This is a genomic window from Xanthomonas sp. NCPPB 1128 (assembly GCF_001043115.1).
Classification (GTDB): Bacteria; Pseudomonadota; Gammaproteobacteria; order Xanthomonadales; family Xanthomonadaceae; genus Xanthomonas_A.
On sequence record NZ_LFME01000005.1, the window covers coordinates 132,418 to 148,698 of the forward strand.

Below are 16,281 nucleotides of genomic sequence, written 5' to 3' on the forward strand. Positions count from 1 at the left end.
AGGTAACGGCACAGCGTCGGAGAACTTTAGCCGGGATCTTAGCGCGTCACTAAAACGTCGCCATTTTGTGACACAGTTCCCTGAACGATACGCCGGGACGACAGGTTTTCGACGGTCACCCGCTCGTTTTCGCCCGCATCGCCCAGTGCACGCCCGGCCATGCGCACTTCCAGGCCGCCGCTGCGTGCCACCAGCGCCACATTGTCGCCGCGCCGGACCAGCCGCGGCGCCACCAGGTCGGTGGCGGACAACAAGGTGCCGGCCGGCAGGGTCCGCCGCACCACCTTGCCGATCGCCAGCTCCGGCTCGGTCATCGCGGCGCCGACGATGCGCGCCGCGTCGCGTTTCTCGGGGACGATATCGGCGGCGCCGATGGTTTCTCCAGCGGACAGGCCACGCGCCAGTACCAGCACGTGCTGCATGCGCCGCACCTTGACCGGCACGAACAGCCGCCAGCCGGTGTCGCGCGGGCAGCTCACTTCCACGGTCGTGGTGCCGGTCGGCTGCGCCTGCAGCGGCACCGGGCACAACGGCACCCGCACCGACGGGTCCAGGGTCGCCTCGGCATCGGCGTCGGCACCGGCCAGGGACAGCGCCGCGGCACGGATCGAGTCCACCGACTGGAAGTCCGCGGCCCAGGCCGGCGTCGCCGCCAGCAGGACCAGCAATAGGATCGGGCGCATCGCCGTCTCTCTCGGAAAGGTCGCCGACACGATGCAAACGCCGTGCCGAAAACCGTGCGCCCGATCCGCGCCGCGCCCTCAAGTTCCGCCGCGACAGCGCCGATATGAACGCCATGAGTCATGACCTCCTCAACCGAATCGACCAGCGCACCCGCTTGGCGGGCCACAACCGGCTTGCCCTGCTGTTGTTCCGGCTGGGCGGTCGTCAGCTTTTTGGCGTGAACGTGTTCAAGGTGCAGGAAGTGCTGCGCCGACCGGAACTGTTCCAGGTGCCCGGGCTGCCGCTGCAATTCTCCGGCGTCGCCGACGTGCGCGGGCGCTCGGTGCCGGTGCTCGACCTGGGCCTGGCCATCGGCCACCCGGAGCGCGAGCCGAACGCGGACACCGCGCCAGGCTATCTGGTGGTCACCGAGTTCAACCGGTCCGTCCAGGGCTTCCTGGTCAGCGGCGTGGAGCGCATCGTCAACATCGCGGTGGAGGACATCCATCCGCCGCCGGAACTGGGCGCCGAGTCCAGCTACCTGACCGCGGTGACCCGCTTCCAGGGCGAGCTGATCCAGGTCATCGACGTGGAAAGCGTGCTGGCCGACATCGCCCAGACCCGGGTCGAGGCCAACCTGGACCCGTCGCTGGCGCTCACCGGCCCGCAGTTGCAGGTGCTGGTGGTCGACGACTCGCGGGTGGCGCGGCAGCAGATCCGCAGCGTGCTGGACCAGCTCGGCGTCGCCGCGACCCTGCTGTCGGACGGCCGCCAGGCCCTGGACCATCTCTTGCAGATCCACGCCGCCGGCGAGAATCCGGCCGAGCGCTACGCCATGGTGATCTCGGACATCGAGATGCCGGCGATGGACGGCTATACGCTGACGACGGAAATCCGCCGCCATGCCGGCCTGTCCGGCCTGTACGTGCTGTTGCACACGTCGCTGTCGGGCGTATTCAACAATGCGATGGTCGAGCGCGTCGGCGCCAATGCCTTCGTGGCCAAGTACAGCCCCAACGAGTTGGCCGAGTACGTGCTGACCCGGTTGCGGGTCGTGGCAGCCGCCGCACAGGCGGCCTGACCCAGGCGCCCCGCCCCGCCGCGGGGCCTGCCTGACGCTCTCTGTATAGCGCGGACGGGGCCCCCGCACCTGCGGCCAACCCCCTGATCTCCCGGGCGCTGCGCCCGGCTTTGGCACGCGCCTTGCCTGTGGTTTCGGCAACGAACCGCGGGATCGTGCCATGTCCAATCCGATCACAGCCTACTTCGGCGTCCACGGCGATGCCCTGCCGCTGCGCGAGCAGCGCATGAAGCTGATCGCCAGCAACCTCAGCAACGTCGACACGCCCGGGTACAAGGCCCAGGACCTGGATTTCGACGCGGCGATGCGTGCCGCGCAGGGGCAGCGCGAAGGGACCCAGCTCGCGGTCGACGACAGCCGCCACATCGCGGTCGGCGGCGATGGCCTGAACCCGTTCCAGGTCACCCGTGCCGCCAGCCAGCCCAGCCTGGACGGCAATACCGTCGATCCGGATGCAGAACGCGCCGCCTACGGCCGCGCCGCGCTGGAGTACCGCGCCTCGCTGAGCTTCGTCGAATCCAAGGTGCGCAGCATGCTCACCGCGATCACGGGGCAATAAGCATGAGCAACCTGCCGATCTTCGGCGTCGCCGGCTCCGCGCTGCATGCGCAGTCGGTGCGCATGAGCACCATCGCCAGCAACCTGTCCAACGCCGATTCGGTGGCCGGCTCGGCGGAGGCGGCCTACAAGCCGATCGAGCCGATCTTCCAGGCGGTACGCAACCCGCACGACAGCAGCCTGACCTCGGTCAACGTCAAGCAAATCGCCACGACCAACGCACCGCCGATCAAGCGCTACGAACCCGGCCATCCGCTTGCCGACGCCGACGGCTACATCTATTCGCCCGATGTGGATCCGGTCTCGCAGATGGTCAACCTGATCTCCGCCTCGCGCAATTACCAAGCCGGCGTGGAGGTCCTCAACACCGCCAAGGAACTGGCGCTGGCCACTCTGACCATGGGCCGCTGAGCCGCCCTCCTTCCGCCGCGTCACGTCCCAGGACCGCTTCCATGACCAGCGTCACCAACTCCACCGACACCACCTATTCCAGTCTGGGCCTGAGCGCCTCGAGCAATACCAGCACCACCAAGAACAAGGCGCTGCAGCAGGCCGACTTCCTGAAGCTGATGACCGAGCAGCTGCAGCACCAGGATCCGCTCAAGCCGATGGACAACAGTCAGATGGTCGCGCAGATGGCGCAGCTGTCCACCGTGCAGGGCATCGGCGACCTCAACAAGACCGTGACCGCGCTGTCCTCGTCGATGAGCACCGACCAGGTGCTGCGCGGCGCCAACCTGATCGGGCACAAGGTGCTGGTGCCGTCGGCATCGCTGCCGCTGGGCGCCGAGGGCAGCACCGGCGGCCTGGTCGCGGCCAAGGCCGCGGGCGTGGTGGACGTCACCGTCAGCGACGCCAACGGCCAGCCGATCAAGAAGATCAGCCTGACCGCCGACAAGGCCGGCCAGCTCGATTTCGCCTGGGACGGCACCGACGCCAGCGGCAAGCGCATGCCGGCCGGCAGCTACAGCATCACCGCTGGGCAGACCGATGCCCAGGGCAACCAACTGTCCCTGTCCACCTACGTCCAGGCGCCGGTCGAGAGCGCCATCATCGGATCGGACGGCATCTATCTCGATCTGACCGGGCTCGGCACCACGCCGCTGACCAACGTCCTCCGCGTCAGCTAACGCCACGCCGACCATCCACAGGAGTCCACCATGGGTTTCAATACATCGCTGTCCGGCCTCAGGGCGGCCAATACCGACCTCAACGTCACCGCCAACAACATCGCCAACGCCAATACCACCGGCTTCAAGGGCTCGCGCGCCGAGTTCGCCGACCAGTTCACGCTCAATGGCTACGGCCTGGCGCGCAACGCGGTGGGTTCCGGCGTGCGCGTCAGCAACGTCGCCCAGCAGTTCTCGCAGGGCACCATCGATCCGACCGGGCGCAGCCTGGACCTGGCCATCTCCGGCTCCGGCTTCTTCACCCTGTCCAACAACGGCGCCCGCGTCTACTCGCGCGCCGGCAACTTCCAGACCGACGCCAACGGTTATGTGGTCAATCCGCAGGGCGGCCGGCTGCAGGTGTTCCCGCCGGCCAGCAACGGCAACGGCTTCGCGGCCGGCACCCTGACCGACCTACAGCTGCTCACCACCGACAGCCCGCCCAAGCAGACCAGCACGGTCAATCTGACCTTCACCCTGCCCGGCAACACCCAGCCGCCGACGGTGACCACGTTCGATCCGAACGACGCCAACAGCTACAACAACTCCAGCGGCGGCACCACGGTCTACGACTCGCTGGGCGTGGCCCACGTGCAGACCTCGTACTTCGTCAAGACCTCCACGCCCAACCAGTGGACCGTCTACAACTACGTGGACGGCGTTGCCGCCGGCGGCGCCAGCACGCTGCAGTTCTCCAACAGCGGCGCGCTGGTGAGCCCGGCCGACGGCAAGATCGCGCTGGGCACCTTCACCCCCAGCACCGGCGCCGGCACCCTGTCGCTGAACCTGAACGTGTTCGGCTCGACCCAGTACGGCGAAGCCTTCGCCTTGCGCGGCTCGACCCAGGACGGCTACGCCAGCGGCAAGCTCAACTCGATCAGCATCGACGAGAAGGGCATCGTCTACGCGCGCTACTCGAACAACGCCGACAAGGCGCTGGGCCAGATCGCGGTGACCAACTTCGTCAATCCGCAGGGCCTGAGTTCGCTCGGCGACAACGCCTGGGCGGAAAGCTCGGCCTCGGGCATCGCCCGCACCGGCGCACCGGCGACCTCCGACTTCGGCAGCGTGCAGTCCGGCGCACTGGAATCCTCCACCGTCGACCTGACCGAACAGCTGGTCAACATGATCGTGGCGCAGCGCAACTTCCAGGCCAACTCCCAGGTGATCTCGACCCAGGATCAGGTCACGCAGACGATCATCAATATGCGTTAAGGCCGGGATTGGTGATTCGGGATTGGTGATTCGTCACCGCTGGCGTCCCGTCGACCGGGCGCCAGCTTGAGCCACCACTTCCGATCGTCCGCGGCACTGCCGCTCCTTCGAATCCCGAATCCCTCCTCTCGAATCACGGCCCACACCCATGGACAAAGCCCTCTACGTCGCCATGACCGGCGCCCGCGCCTCGCTGCAGGCGCAGGCCACGGTGTCGCACAACCTGGCCAACGTCGAGACCTCCGGGTTCAAGGCGGCGCTGGACAACACCGAGGCGTATCGGATTCCCGGCGCCGGTTATCCGTCGCGCATCGATGCGGTGCACATCGACCAGGGTTTCAATCGCGCCGTCGGCGCGCAGCACCAGACCGGCAATCCGCTGGACGTGTCGCTGGATACCGATCGCTGGCTGGCCGTGCAGGCCGCCGACGGCAAGGAGGCGTACACGCGCGGCGGCGAATTGGCGCTGACCCCCAATGGCCAACTGGTCACCGCCAGCGGTCATGCGGTGCTCGACGACCAGGGCAATCCGGTGGCGATTCCGCCGCACCAGTCGCTGGAGATCGGCAACGACGGCACGGTGTCGATCGTGCCGCTGGGCGAGGCGCCCACCGCCATGAGCACCATCGCCACGCTCAAGGTGGTGCAGGCGCCGCCGGACCAGCTCACCCGCCGCCCCGACGGTTTGATGCGCAACGTCAGCGACGACCCGGCAAAGGCCTTCGCGCCCGCCACCGGCGCCTCGCTGCACACCGGCGTGCTGGAAGGCAGCAACGTCGATGCCGCCGGCGCGCTGGTGCAGATGATTCAGCTGCAACGCCAGTTCGAAATGCAGGTGAAGGTCATCAAGAACGGCGACGAGAACGCGCAATCGGCCAACACGCTGCTGCGTCTGAACGGCTAAGGCACGCCGCGGCGCCAGCGGCGCCGGTTTGGCACGGCACGTGCATCACTCCCTGCGCCCCCGGCGCGTCGTGCCGGGGCCACCATCAGAGGAATTCGGGTCATGAATCAGGCTTTGTGGGTCGCCAAGACCGGACTGGATGCGCAGCAGACGCGCATGTCGGTCGTCTCCAACAACCTGGCCAACACCAATACCACCGGTTTCAAGCGCGACCGCGCCAACTTCGAGGACCTGCTGTACCAGCAGGTGCGGCAGCCCGGCGGCGCCAGCTCCTCGCAGACGCAGCTGCCCTCGGGCCTGCAGATCGGTACCGGCGTGCGCGTGGTCGCCACCGCCAAGGATTTCGAACAGGGCAGCCAGCAGCAGACCGGCCGCGCCCTGGACGTGATGGTCAACGGCCGCGGCTTCTTCGAAGTGCAGATGCCGGACGGCACCACGGCCTACACCCGCGACGGCAGTTTCCAGATCGATGCGCAGGGCCAGTTGGTCACCAACAGCGGCTACGCGATCCAGCCGGGCATCCAGATCCCGGAAGGCGCGCAGTCGGTGACCATCGGTGCCGACGGCACGGTCAGCGTGCAGGTCACCGGCACCGCTGCCGCGCTGCAGGTCGGCTCGCTGACCCTCACCGACTTCATCAATCCCTCCGGCCTGCAGGCCCAGGGCCAGAACCTGTACGTGGAAACCGCCGCCTCCGGCCCGGCGACTAACGGCACGCCCGGCCTCAACGGCCTGGGCAAGATCGCGCAGGGCGCGCTGGAAGGCAGCAACGTCAATGTGGTGGAAGAGCTGGTCAGCATGATCGAGACCCAGCGCGCCTACGAGATGAACGCCAAGGCCATCTCCACCACCGACTCCATGCTCGGCTATCTGAACAACAACGTCTGATCCCCTCGCCTCCGGAATCCGCCATGTCGCGCCTGTCCTCTCTCTCCTTCTCCGCCGCGCTGCTGCTGCCGGTCCTGCTCGGCGGTTGCGCCGGCCTGGGCGTGGCCGCCGGCGACGTGCGTCCGTACGCGCCGATGGCGCCGATCACGCCGGTGATGGCGCCGCAGGCGCAACCCACGGCCGGTGCGATCTACGCCGCCGGCCCCGGCCTGCAGCTGTATTCGGACCGCCGCGCCCGCGACGTCGGCGACCTGCTGACCATCACTCTGGTCGAAAGCACCAACGCCAGCAGCACCGCCAACACCAGCATCAGCAAGAAGGATGCGGTGACCATGGCCACGCCGACCCTGCTCGGCGCGCCGCTGACCGTCAACGGCACCAACATCCTCAACAATTCCACCAGCGGCGATCGCAGCTTCGCCGGCAAGGGCAACACCGCACAGAGCAACACCATGCAGGGCAGCATCACCGTGACCGTGATGCAGCGCCTGCCCAACGGCAACCTGGTGATCCAGGGCCAGAAGAACCTGCGGCTGAACCAGGGCGACGAGCTGGTGCAGGTGCAGGGTGTGGTGCGCGCCGCCGACATCGCCCCGGACAACACCATTCCTTCCAGCAAGGTGGCCGACGCGCGCATCGCCTACGGCGGCCGCGGCGCGGTCGCGCAGTCCAACGCGATGGGCTGGCTGAGCCGCTTCTTCAACTCACGCATCTCGCCGTACTGAGGCCCGCCATGACTCTCCTGTCCCTGCCCTGCCGCCTGCTTGCCGCCGTCGCCCTGTGCGCAGGCCTGGCTGCCCCGGCCGCGGCCGAACGCATCAAGGACCTGGCCCAGGTCGGCGGCGTGCGCAACAACGCGCTGGTCGGCTACGGCCTGGTGGTCGGCCTGGACGGCAGCGGCGACCGCACCAGCCAGGCGCCCTTCACCGTGCAGAGCCTGAAGAACATGCTCGGCGAGCTGGGCGTCAACGTGCCGGCCAACGTCAATCCGCAGCTGAAGAACGTCGCCGCGGTGGCGATCAGCGCGCAGTTGCCTGCATTCGCCAAGCCCGGCCAGACGATCGACATCACCGTCTCCTCGATCGGCAACGCCATCTCGCTGCGTGGCGGCACGCTGCTGATGGCGCCGCTGAAGGGCGCCGACGGCCAGGTCTACGCGGTCGCGCAAGGCAACCTGGTGGTCGGCGGCTTCGGCGCGCAGGGCAAGGACGGTTCGCGGATCTCGGTGAACGTGCCCAGCGTCGGCCTGATCCCCAACGGCGCGACGGTGGAACGTGCGCTGCCGGACGTGTTCGGCAACACCGGCGAGATCACCCTGAACCTGCATCAGCCCGATTTCACCACCGTCTCGCGCATGGTCTCCGCGCTGGAGAGCACCTTCGGCCCGGGCAGCGCACACGCGGTGGACGGCTCCACCGTGGCGGTGCGTTCGCCCACCGACCAGAGCGCGCGCATCGGCCTGCTGGCGCGCATCGAGAATGTGGAACTGTCGCCGGGCGCGGCGGCGGCCAAGGTCGTGGTCAATGCCCGCACCGGCACGGTGGTGATCGGCTCGCAGGTGCGGGTCAGCCCGGCGGCGATCTCGCACGGCTCGCTGACGGTGACCATCAGCGAAGGCACCCAGGTCAGCCAGCCGAATGCGCTCAGCGGCGGCCAGACCGTGGCCACGCCCAAGTCCACCATCACCGCCACCAACGAAGGCAGCCGCATGTTCAAGTTCGAGGGCGGCACCTCGCTGGATCAGATCGTGCGGGCGGTCAACGAGGTCGGCGCCGCTCCTGGCGACCTGATCGCGATTCTGGAAGCGCTCAAGCAGGCCGGTGCCCTGAGCGCGGAGCTGGAGGTGATCTGACATGCGTATCTCGGCCGCTCCCTTCGACCTGCACGCCTCTACCCAGAACGATCCGGCCAAGATCGACAAGGTCTCGCGCCAGCTCGAAGGACAGTTCGCCAACATGCTGGTCAAGAGCATGCGCGAGGCCAGCTTCGGCAATTCGCTGTTCCCCGGCGAGAACCAGACCTTCCGCGACATGTACGACCAGCAACTGGCCAAGGGCCTGACCGACGGCAAGGGGCTGGGCCTGGCGGCGATGATCTCCAAGCAGCTGGGCGGCGGGCAGCCGGCCGCGGCCACGCCCACCAATACGTCGCTGGGCGCGGCCAAGGCGGCCAAGGCCTATTCGCTGGTGTCCGGCCAGTCCGGCAACGCTCCGATGCCGCTGCAGGGCGAAGCCGCGCTCGGCGCCGGTGCCGCAGCAGGCGCTGGCGTCGGCCCGTGGAGCGGTGCCGAGACGGCCACCGCCCCGCAGCAGCAGGTGTTGGACATGATCGCCGGCCGCGAGAGCAGCGCCATGCATCAGGCCATCGGCAGCAGCCCGGCCGACGGCAGCGCCGGGATGTCCTGGGCCGGCGCCGACGACCGCTGGTCGAACGTGCAGGCCGCCGCCGACAGCGGCACCGCCATCGATCCCGGTGCCGCGGCGGCCGCCAACGCCGCGGCGGCCAGCCTCGGCGAGCGCACTCCCGAAGGCTTCGTCGCCAAGATCTGGAACCATGCGCAGAAGGCCGCGCAGGAACTGGGCGTGGACGCACGCGCCCTGGTCGCGCAGGCCGCGCTGGAAACCGGCTGGGGCCGACGCGGCATCTCCCGCGGCGACGGCGCCAGTTCCAACAACCTGTTCGGGATCAAGGCCACCGGCTGGAGCGGGGAGCGCGTGACCACCGGTACCCACGAGTACGTGGACGGGGTCAAGCAATCGCAGACCGCCGATTTCCGTGCCTATTCCTCGCCGGCAGAGAGCTTTGCCGACTACGTGCGCCTGCTGAAGACCAATCCGCGCTACCAGCAGGCGCTGAAGGCCGGCACCGACATCCGCGGCTTCGCCCAGGGCCTGCAGCGCGCCGGCTACGCCACCGACCCGGCCTACGCGGCCAAGATCGCCGCCATCGCCGGCGGCCCGACCATCGGCCGCGCGGTCGCCGCGATCGGCAGCGCTGCCGCCGGCGGCATCGAGCGCGTGCTGGCCAGCACCGTCGATTCGTCCGGCCTCGTGCGCCGTTGAGGTAGCCGCCCATGTCCATCCTCTCCACCGGTACCGGCGCCCTGCTCGCCTTCCAGCGGGCGCTGTCCACGGTCAGCCACAACGTCGCCAACATCAATACCGACGGCTACAGCCGGCAGCGGACGACGTTCGCGACCACGGTCCCCAGCCAGTACGGCAGCGAGTTCATCGGCAACGGCACCCAGATCACCGACGTCTCCCGCGTCGCCGACCAGTTGGCGATCTCGCGCCTGTTCGACAGCACCGGCGAAGTCGCGCGTCTGAAGCAGCTGTCCAGCCTGTCCAGCCGTGTCGACGGCCTGTTCTCGGACAAGGCCACCAGCATCGCCGGGCAGTGGTCGAACTTCTTCGACGCCACCAGCGGCCTGTCCTCCAACGCCTCGGCCAGCGCCAACCGGCAGAACCTGCTGGACGCCGGCAATTCGCTGGTCACCCGCTTCAAGCAGCTCAACGGCCAGCTCGATTCGCTTGGCAGCGAGGTCAACAACGGCCTGCTGGCCGGCACCGCCGAAGCCAACCGCCTGGCCACCGAGATCGCCAAGCTCAACGGCCAGATCGGCTCCAACGCCAATGCCGCCGCGCCGGACCTGCTCGACCGCCGCGACCAGATGATCGGGCAGCTCATCGGTTACACCGGCGGCAGCGTCATCCAGCAGGATGGCGGGATGATGAACGTCTACACGTCCGGCGGCCAAGCGATGGTGGTCGGCACCAACGCCTCGACGCTGGTCGCCAGCCCCGATCCCTATCAGCCGGAGCGGCTGCAGATCGCGGTGAAGACCCAGGGCGGCTCGACCCCGCTGAGCGAAAAGGCGCTGGGCGGTCAAATCGGCGGCTTCCTGGAGTTCCGCAGCACCGTCCTGGACCCGACCAAGGCCGAACTCGGCCGCATCGCCACCGGCGTGGCCAGCAGCTACAACCAGCAGCACCATGCCGGCATGGACCTGTACGGGCAGATGGGCGGCGACTTCTTCAATCTGCCGCCGCCGACCGTGGACGGCAGCAGCGCCAACACCGGCACCGCGGCGTTCACCGCCAACGTCAGCGACCTGAGCAAGCTCGACGGGCAGAACCTGCTGCTGACCTACAACGGCACCGCCTGGAGCGCGAGCCGCGCCGACACCGGCGCCAGCGTCCCCATGACCGGTTCCGGCTCCAGCGCCGACCCGTTCGTGGTCAACGGCGTGACCCTGCAGGTGTCCGGTACCGCCGCCAGCGGCGACAAGTTCCTGCTGCAGCCCACGGCCAACGCCATCAGCAAGCTGTCCGTGGCCATCACCGACCCTTCGCGTATCGCCGCGGCGACGCCGATCCAGGCCAGCGCCACGCTGAGCAACCTGGGCACCGGCAAGGTCAGCAATGTCACCGCGACCAACGCCAGCAACGCCAACCTGCTGACGCCGGCGAACATCGCCTTCATCGATTCCTCCCATTACTCGATCAACGGCGGCGCGCCGCAGACCTACACCGCCGGCCAGACCATCAGCGCCAATGGCTGGAGCCTGACCATGGACGGCGTGCCGTCGGCCGGCGACAGCTTCGCGGTGGGCCCGACCGGGGTCGGCTCGAGCAACAACGGTAACGCCCTGCTGCTGTCCAACCTGGACGACAGCAAGGCGTTCAACGGCGGCACCATCACCCTCAACGGCGCGGTGGCCGGCCTGACCACCACCGTCGGCTCGGCGGCGCGCCAGGCCAAGTACGCCGCCGACGCCCAGGACGTGATCCAGAGCAGCGCCCAGGACGCGCGCGATTCGCTGTCCGGCGTCAACCTCGACGAGGAGGCGGCGGACATGCTGCGGCTGCAGCAAGCCTACCAGGCGGCCTCGCGCCTGATCTCCACCGCCGACACCCTGTTCCAGTCCATCCTGAGCGCGGTCCGATGAGCAATCGCATCTCCAGCGGCATGATCTTCAATCAGTCGCTCAACACCATGCTCGGCAAGCAGGCGACGATCTCGCACCTGCAGCAGCAGCTGTCCACCGGCCAGCGCATCGTCAGCGCGGCCGACGACCCGGTTGCCGCGGGCACCGCGGTCAGCCTGGATCGCACGGTGGCCGCGCTGGCGCGCTTCGGCGACAACGCCACCAACGTGCAGAACCGGCTCAACTTGCAGGAGAACTCGCTGTCGCAGGCCGGCGACCTGATGGCCCGGGTCAAGGATCTGACGGTGGAAGCCAATAGTTCGGCGCTGACCACCCCCGACCGCAAGGCCATCGCGGCGGAGCTGAAGACCCTGCACGACAGCCTGCTGAGCCTGTCCAACAGCACCGACGGCTCCGGCCGCTACCTGTTCGGCGGCACCGCCGACGACGCCGCGCCCTTCGCCGTGGTCGCCGGCAACGTGGTCTACAGCGGCAACCAGACTCAGCGCAGCGTGGAAGTAGCCCCGGACACCAAGGTCTCCGACACCCTGCCCGGCAGCGAGATCTTCATGCGCGTGCCCACCGGCGACGGCACCGTCGACGCGCACGCGGCCGCCGGCAACACCGGCACCGGCCTGCTGCTGGATTTCAGCCGCGACGGCTCCGGCAGCGCCTGGAACGGCGGCAGCTACAGCGTCGTGTTCACCGCCGCCACCACCTACGAGGTGCGCGACAGCGGTGGCACCGTGGTCAACACCGGCACCTATGCCGCCGGCGAGAGCATCGGCCTGCCCGGCCTGAAGATGCGCGTGGACGGCGCACCGGCCGCCGGCGACAGCTTCCAGATCGGGCCGTCGACCACCAAGGACGTGTTCTCCACCATCAGCAACCTGGTGAACCTGCTCAACACCGATCCGATCACCCCCGCTGCCAAGTCGGCGCTGCAGAACGGCCTGCAATCGTCGATGCGCGACATCACCCAGGCCTCGTCGAAGATGATCGACGCGCGCGCCGCCGGTGGCGCCCAGCTCGCGGCGATCGACAACGCTACCGACCTGCGCGCCGCCAACGACGTGACCCTGAAGACCACCCTGTCCTCGCTGCGCGACCTCGACTACGCGCAGGCCATTTCCCAGTACCAGCTGGAACAGTCGGCGCTGAAAGCGGCACAGACCATCTTTACCCAGATGCAGAAGATGTCGCTGTTCGACCGGCTCGGGTAATCAAGCGATAAACCGGATATACCAAAAGGCCCGGAGCGCGGCGACGCCTCCGGGCCTTTTGCGTTATACAAAAAGATCGCCATCGCCGCTGGATGAGTAGACAACTCGCACGAAGCACTAAAGTTTGCAGGACCGCGGCCGAGAAAGGCTCTCCGCCGTGTTCCAGGCCGCTTGCGAACCGCCGGAACGGCAAATTATCTGCAGTAAATCGCTAAAGGTTGCGCGCCTGTCGCCGTTACTTATATCACCAGCCGCACTGGCCAATTGATGGCCCCCTGCGGAGACTCCAGGCACCAACCGGTTGCCGGACAAATCGCTTAGAGGAGATATCAAAATGGCACAGGTCATCAATACCAACGTAATGTCGCTGAACGCTCAGCGCAACCTCAACACCACCAGCACCAGCCTGGCGACGACGATCCAGCGCCTGTCCTCGGGCCTGCGCATCAACAGCGCCAAGGACGACGCCGCCGGCCTGGCGATCTCCGAGCGCTTCACCACCCAGATCCGCGGCCTGGACGTGGCCTCTCGCAATGCCAACGATGGCATCTCGCTGGCGCAGACCGCCGAAGGCGCGATGGTCGAAATCGGCAACAACCTGCAGCGTATCCGCGAACTGGCGGTGCAGTCGGCCAACGCCACCAACTCCAGCACCGACCGCGGCGCGCTGAACTCGGAAGTCAAGCAGCTGGCCTCGGAAATTGACCGCGTCTCCAGCCAGACCAACTTCAACGGCACCAAGCTGCTGGACGGCTCGTTCTCCGGTGCGCTGTTCCAGGTCGGCGCCGACGCCGGCCAGACCATCGGCATCAACACCATCGTCAACGCCAGCGCCGCCGCGCTGGGCAAGTCCGGCTTCGCCGCCACCCAGACCGGCTCGGCCGCCCTGGCCTCCGGTACCGCGACCGCCAGCGGCAGCTTCTCCGGCATGGTCGTCAACGGCGTCAGCATCGCCTCGGTTGCCGTGGCCAACGGCGACGCCGGTGCGGATGTCGCCAAGAAGATCGCCTCGGCGATCAACGACAAGCTGGCGCAGACCGGCGTGTACGCCTCGATCGACCCGACCACCAGCGCGCTGAAGCTGGAATCGGTCAAGGGCGGCCAGGACTTCTCGTTCACCGCGGGCTCGGCCACCGGCGCCACCGGCATCACCTTCAGCAACGCCGGCATCGCCGCCAGCGCCACTGCCACGGCCGGTACCACCAACTACCTGGCGGACGTGGACATCTCCACCTTCCAGGGCGCGCAGAAGGCGATGAGCATCATCGACAACGCGTTGACGGCGGTGAACTCCTCGCGCGCCGACATGGGTGCGATCCAGAACCGCTTCACCTCCACCATCGCCAACCTGAGCTCCACCTCGGAGAACCTGTCGGCCTCGCGCAGCCGCATCCGCGACACCGACTACGCCAAGGAAACCGCCGAGCTGACCCGCACGCAGATCCTGCAGCAGGCCGGCACCGCGATGCTGGCCCAGGCCAAGCAGGCGCCGCAGAGCGTGCTGAGCCTGCTCCAGGGCTAAGCGTCGCCCGCCGCAACGACCACCAAGGCCCCTCCGCAAGGAGGGGCCTTTTTTGTTCCCTCTTTCCGCCACGGGCCGTCGCATCCCGGATGAACAGCCATCGCCGCGCGCTGCAGTCCTCGACGCCGAAAGCGAAACCTGCCCTGCCTGGTCGGGCGATGGCGAGCTGACGGCGTGGCCATGCGATCCGCGGTGATCCCGTGCATGCGATCCGTTATGCGGGATCGACGGAAGACGGCCACGGCCACCGACTGCCGGGGCTGTTGCGCGACAGGATGGCGTGCAGCAGTTGGCGGTGACCGCCGCCGCGCTCCAGGACCGCCTGCAATGCTTGGTCGTCGATGCGAAGCACACGCGAGTGCTGTGGTGGGCAGGCCGAGACCGTACGTGGTCGAGATCATGTCCTTCTTCGAACGGCGGACGCCCAGCTTTGCACGCAGAGGCATGACGATGAGCACGAACACAATGCACGACCTGAAAGCCCCCCGGCATGGCCCACATCGCCGGACGAGCGACACCCTTCCAGTTCATCGCCAAGGACAGTCGGAAAGCGATCAGACAGATAGAAGCAGAGATGGCCAAGCCGTTGCGCCACGACACGCTGCATGCCGGCAGGTCAAGCGTTCGCGTCGGCGACGCGACACACGATCGAGAGCATCGAGCACATCGCCCTCGACGAGATCCGGGCCGCTTTTTCCCGGACTTGGGCGAGAAGCCTAAAGTTTGCCAACGCGCGGCCGAAACAAGCCTTTCGCCACGATTCTGGTGTCGCGCAAATCGCCGGAACGCCAAATTTTCGGCAGTAAATCACTAAAGGTTGTGCGCCGGCCGCCGTTACTTGTATCAGCAGCGGCACTGGCCAATTGATGGCCCCCTGCGGAGGCTCCAGGCACCAACGGGTTGCCGGACAAATCGCTTAGAGGAGATATCAAATGGCACAGGTCATCAATACCAACGTAATGTCGCTGAACGCTCAGCGGAACCTCAACACCACCAGCGCCAGCCTGGCGACGACGATCCAGCGCCTGTCCTCGGGCCTGCGCATCAACAGCGCCAAGGACGACGCCGCCGGCCTGGCGATCTCCGAGCGCTTCACCACCCAGATCCGTGGTCTGGACGTGGCCTCGCGCAACGCCAACGACGGCATCTCGCTGGCGCAGACCGCCGAAGGCGCGATGGTCGAAATCGGCAACAACCTGCAGCGTATCCGCGAACTGGCGGTGCAGTCGGCCAATGCCACCAACTCCACCACCGACCGCGGCGCGCTGAACTCGGAAGTCAAGCAGCTGGCCTCGGAAATCGACCGCGTCTCCAGCCAGACCAACTTCAACGGCACCAAGCTGCTGGACGGTTCGTTCTCCGGTGCGCTGTTCCAGGTCGGCGCCGACGCCGGCCAGACCATCGGCATCAACAGCATCGTCAACGCCAGCGCCGCCGCGCTGGGCAAGTCCGGCTTCGCCGCCACCCAGACCGGCTCGGCCGCCCTGGCCTCCGGTACCGCGACCGCCAGCGGCAGCTTCTCCGGCATGGTCGTCAACGGCGTCAGCATCGCCTCGGTTGCCGTGGCCAATGGCGACGCCGGCGCGGATGTCGCCAAGAAGATCGCCTCGGCGATCAACGACAAGCTGGCGCAGACCGGTGTGTACGCCTCGATCGACCCGACCACCAGCGCGCTGAAGCTGGAATCGGTCAAGGGCGGCCAGGACTTCTCGTTCACCGCAGGCTCGGCCACCGGCGCCACCGGCATCACCTTCAGCAATGCCGGCATCGCCGCCAGCGCCACCGCCACGGCCGGTACCACCAACTACCTGGCGGACGTGGACATCTCCACCTTCCAGGGTGCGCAGAAGGCGATGAGCATCATCGACAACGCGCTGACGGCGGTGAACTCCTCGCGTGCCGACATGGGTGCGATCCAGAACCGCTTCACCTCCACCATCGCCAACCTGAGCTCCACCTCGGAGAACCTGTCGGCCTCGCGCAGCCGCATCCGCGACACCGACTACGCCAAGGAAACCGCCGAGCTGACCCGCACGCAGATCCTGCAGCAGGCCGGCACCGCGATGCTGGCCCAGGCCAAGCAGGCGCCGCAGAGCGTGCTGAGCCTGCTCCAGGGCTAAGCGCAGCAAAC

Annotated in this window: 15 protein-coding genes; 14 read left to right on the forward strand and 1 reads right to left on the reverse strand. The window is 67.7% G+C overall.

The window, feature by feature from the left end; translation table 11 throughout:
* Positions 1-38: 38 nt before the first annotated feature.
* Entirely contained in the window at positions 39-683 is a 645-nt protein-coding gene (flgA, locus tag ACP93_RS05740) for a flagellar basal body P-ring formation chaperone FlgA (RefSeq protein ID WP_048489806.1), read from the reverse strand.
* A 113-nt stretch (positions 684-796) separates the two neighbouring features.
* Between flgA and ACP93_RS05745 the strand changes: the two genes are divergently transcribed.
* From ACP93_RS05745 to ACP93_RS05810, 14 genes are all read left to right on the forward strand, one after another.
* The gene (locus tag ACP93_RS05745) at positions 797-1,744 is read left to right on the forward strand and encodes a chemotaxis protein (RefSeq protein ID WP_048489859.1); all 948 of its coding nucleotides are present in this window, start codon (positions 797-799) and stop codon (positions 1,742-1,744) included.
* A 160-nt stretch (positions 1,745-1,904) separates the two neighbouring features.
* On the forward strand, positions 1,905-2,303 hold the full coding sequence (flgB, locus tag ACP93_RS05750; RefSeq protein WP_048489807.1) for a flagellar basal body rod protein FlgB: 399 nt from the start codon (positions 1,905-1,907) through the stop codon (positions 2,301-2,303).
* Positions 2,304-2,305: 2 nt separating this feature from the next.
* Positions 2,306-2,713 (forward strand): flagellar basal body rod protein FlgC, encoded by a 408-nt coding sequence (gene flgC, locus ACP93_RS05755; protein ID WP_048489808.1) that lies wholly within the window; start codon positions 2,306-2,308, stop codon positions 2,711-2,713.
* A gap of 41 nt (positions 2,714-2,754) precedes the next feature.
* The gene (locus tag ACP93_RS05760) at positions 2,755-3,432 is read left to right on the forward strand and encodes a flagellar hook capping FlgD N-terminal domain-containing protein (RefSeq protein WP_048489809.1); all 678 of its coding nucleotides are present in this window, start codon (positions 2,755-2,757) and stop codon (positions 3,430-3,432) included.
* A 30-nt stretch (positions 3,433-3,462) separates the two neighbouring features.
* On the forward strand, positions 3,463-4,686 hold the full coding sequence (flgE, locus tag ACP93_RS05765; protein ID WP_048489810.1) for a flagellar hook protein FlgE: 1,224 nt from the start codon (positions 3,463-3,465) through the stop codon (positions 4,684-4,686).
* Positions 4,687-4,834: 148 nt separating this feature from the next.
* Positions 4,835-5,590 (forward strand): flagellar basal body rod protein FlgF, encoded by a 756-nt coding sequence (locus ACP93_RS05770; RefSeq protein ID WP_048489811.1) that lies wholly within the window; start codon positions 4,835-4,837, stop codon positions 5,588-5,590.
* Between the two features lie 102 nt (positions 5,591-5,692).
* On the forward strand, positions 5,693-6,478 hold the full coding sequence (flgG, locus tag ACP93_RS05775) for a flagellar basal-body rod protein FlgG (protein ID WP_048489812.1): 786 nt from the start codon (positions 5,693-5,695) through the stop codon (positions 6,476-6,478).
* A 23-nt stretch (positions 6,479-6,501) separates the two neighbouring features.
* A complete protein-coding gene (flgH, locus tag ACP93_RS05780; RefSeq protein WP_048489813.1) occupies positions 6,502-7,203 on the forward strand; it encodes a flagellar basal body L-ring protein FlgH in 702 nt (233 codons plus the stop codon).
* Positions 7,204-7,211: 8 nt separating this feature from the next.
* The gene (locus tag ACP93_RS05785) at positions 7,212-8,330 is read left to right on the forward strand and encodes a flagellar basal body P-ring protein FlgI (protein ID WP_017908576.1); all 1,119 of its coding nucleotides are present in this window, start codon (positions 7,212-7,214) and stop codon (positions 8,328-8,330) included.
* A gap of 1 nt (position 8,331) precedes the next feature.
* Positions 8,332-9,540 carry a flagellar assembly peptidoglycan hydrolase FlgJ gene (gene flgJ, locus ACP93_RS05790; protein ID WP_048489814.1) on the forward strand — a complete coding sequence of 403 codons (1,209 nt, stop codon included), beginning with the start codon at positions 8,332-8,334 and terminating at the stop codon, positions 9,538-9,540.
* A gap of 11 nt (positions 9,541-9,551) precedes the next feature.
* Positions 9,552-11,426, forward strand: a complete 1,875-nt coding sequence (flgK, locus tag ACP93_RS05795) for a flagellar hook-associated protein FlgK (protein ID WP_048489815.1) — start codon at positions 9,552-9,554, stop codon at positions 11,424-11,426.
* Complete coding sequence (gene flgL, locus ACP93_RS05800; protein ID WP_048489816.1) at positions 11,423-12,628, forward strand: flagellar hook-associated protein FlgL; 1,206 nt, start codon at positions 11,423-11,425, stop codon at positions 12,626-12,628. Before flgK ends, flgL begins: the two co-directional genes overlap by 4 nt.
* A 334-nt stretch (positions 12,629-12,962) precedes the next feature.
* Entirely contained in the window at positions 12,963-14,150 is a 1,188-nt protein-coding gene (locus tag ACP93_RS05805; protein WP_048489817.1) for a flagellin, read from the forward strand.
* A gap of 932 nt (positions 14,151-15,082) precedes the next feature.
* Entirely contained in the window at positions 15,083-16,270 is a 1,188-nt protein-coding gene (locus ACP93_RS05810; RefSeq protein ID WP_048489818.1) for a flagellin, read from the forward strand.
* The last annotated feature ends 11 nt before the right edge of the window (positions 16,271-16,281 follow it).

Coding starts and splice junctions, on each gene's coding strand:
- flgA (WP_048489806.1), bottom strand. CDS start 683: ATGCGCCCGATCCTATTGCTGGTCCTGCTGGCGGCGACGCCGGCCTGG.
- ACP93_RS05745 (WP_048489859.1), top strand. CDS start 797: ATGAGTCATGACCTCCTCAACCGAATCGACCAGCGCACCCGCTTGGCG.
- flgB (WP_048489807.1), top strand. CDS start 1,905: ATGTCCAATCCGATCACAGCCTACTTCGGCGTCCACGGCGATGCCCTG.
- flgC (WP_048489808.1), top strand. CDS start 2,306: ATGAGCAACCTGCCGATCTTCGGCGTCGCCGGCTCCGCGCTGCATGCG.
- ACP93_RS05760 (WP_048489809.1), top strand. CDS start 2,755: ATGACCAGCGTCACCAACTCCACCGACACCACCTATTCCAGTCTGGGC.
- flgE (WP_048489810.1), top strand. CDS start 3,463: ATGGGTTTCAATACATCGCTGTCCGGCCTCAGGGCGGCCAATACCGAC.
- ACP93_RS05770 (WP_048489811.1), top strand. CDS start 4,835: ATGGACAAAGCCCTCTACGTCGCCATGACCGGCGCCCGCGCCTCGCTG.
- flgG (WP_048489812.1), top strand. CDS start 5,693: ATGAATCAGGCTTTGTGGGTCGCCAAGACCGGACTGGATGCGCAGCAG.
- flgH (WP_048489813.1), top strand. CDS start 6,502: ATGTCGCGCCTGTCCTCTCTCTCCTTCTCCGCCGCGCTGCTGCTGCCG.
- ACP93_RS05785 (WP_017908576.1), top strand. CDS start 7,212: ATGACTCTCCTGTCCCTGCCCTGCCGCCTGCTTGCCGCCGTCGCCCTG.
- flgJ (WP_048489814.1), top strand. CDS start 8,332: ATGCGTATCTCGGCCGCTCCCTTCGACCTGCACGCCTCTACCCAGAAC.
- flgK (WP_048489815.1), top strand. CDS start 9,552: ATGTCCATCCTCTCCACCGGTACCGGCGCCCTGCTCGCCTTCCAGCGG.
- flgL (WP_048489816.1), top strand. CDS start 11,423: ATGAGCAATCGCATCTCCAGCGGCATGATCTTCAATCAGTCGCTCAAC.
- ACP93_RS05805 (WP_048489817.1), top strand. CDS start 12,963: ATGGCACAGGTCATCAATACCAACGTAATGTCGCTGAACGCTCAGCGC.
- ACP93_RS05810 (WP_048489818.1), top strand. CDS start 15,083: ATGGCACAGGTCATCAATACCAACGTAATGTCGCTGAACGCTCAGCGG.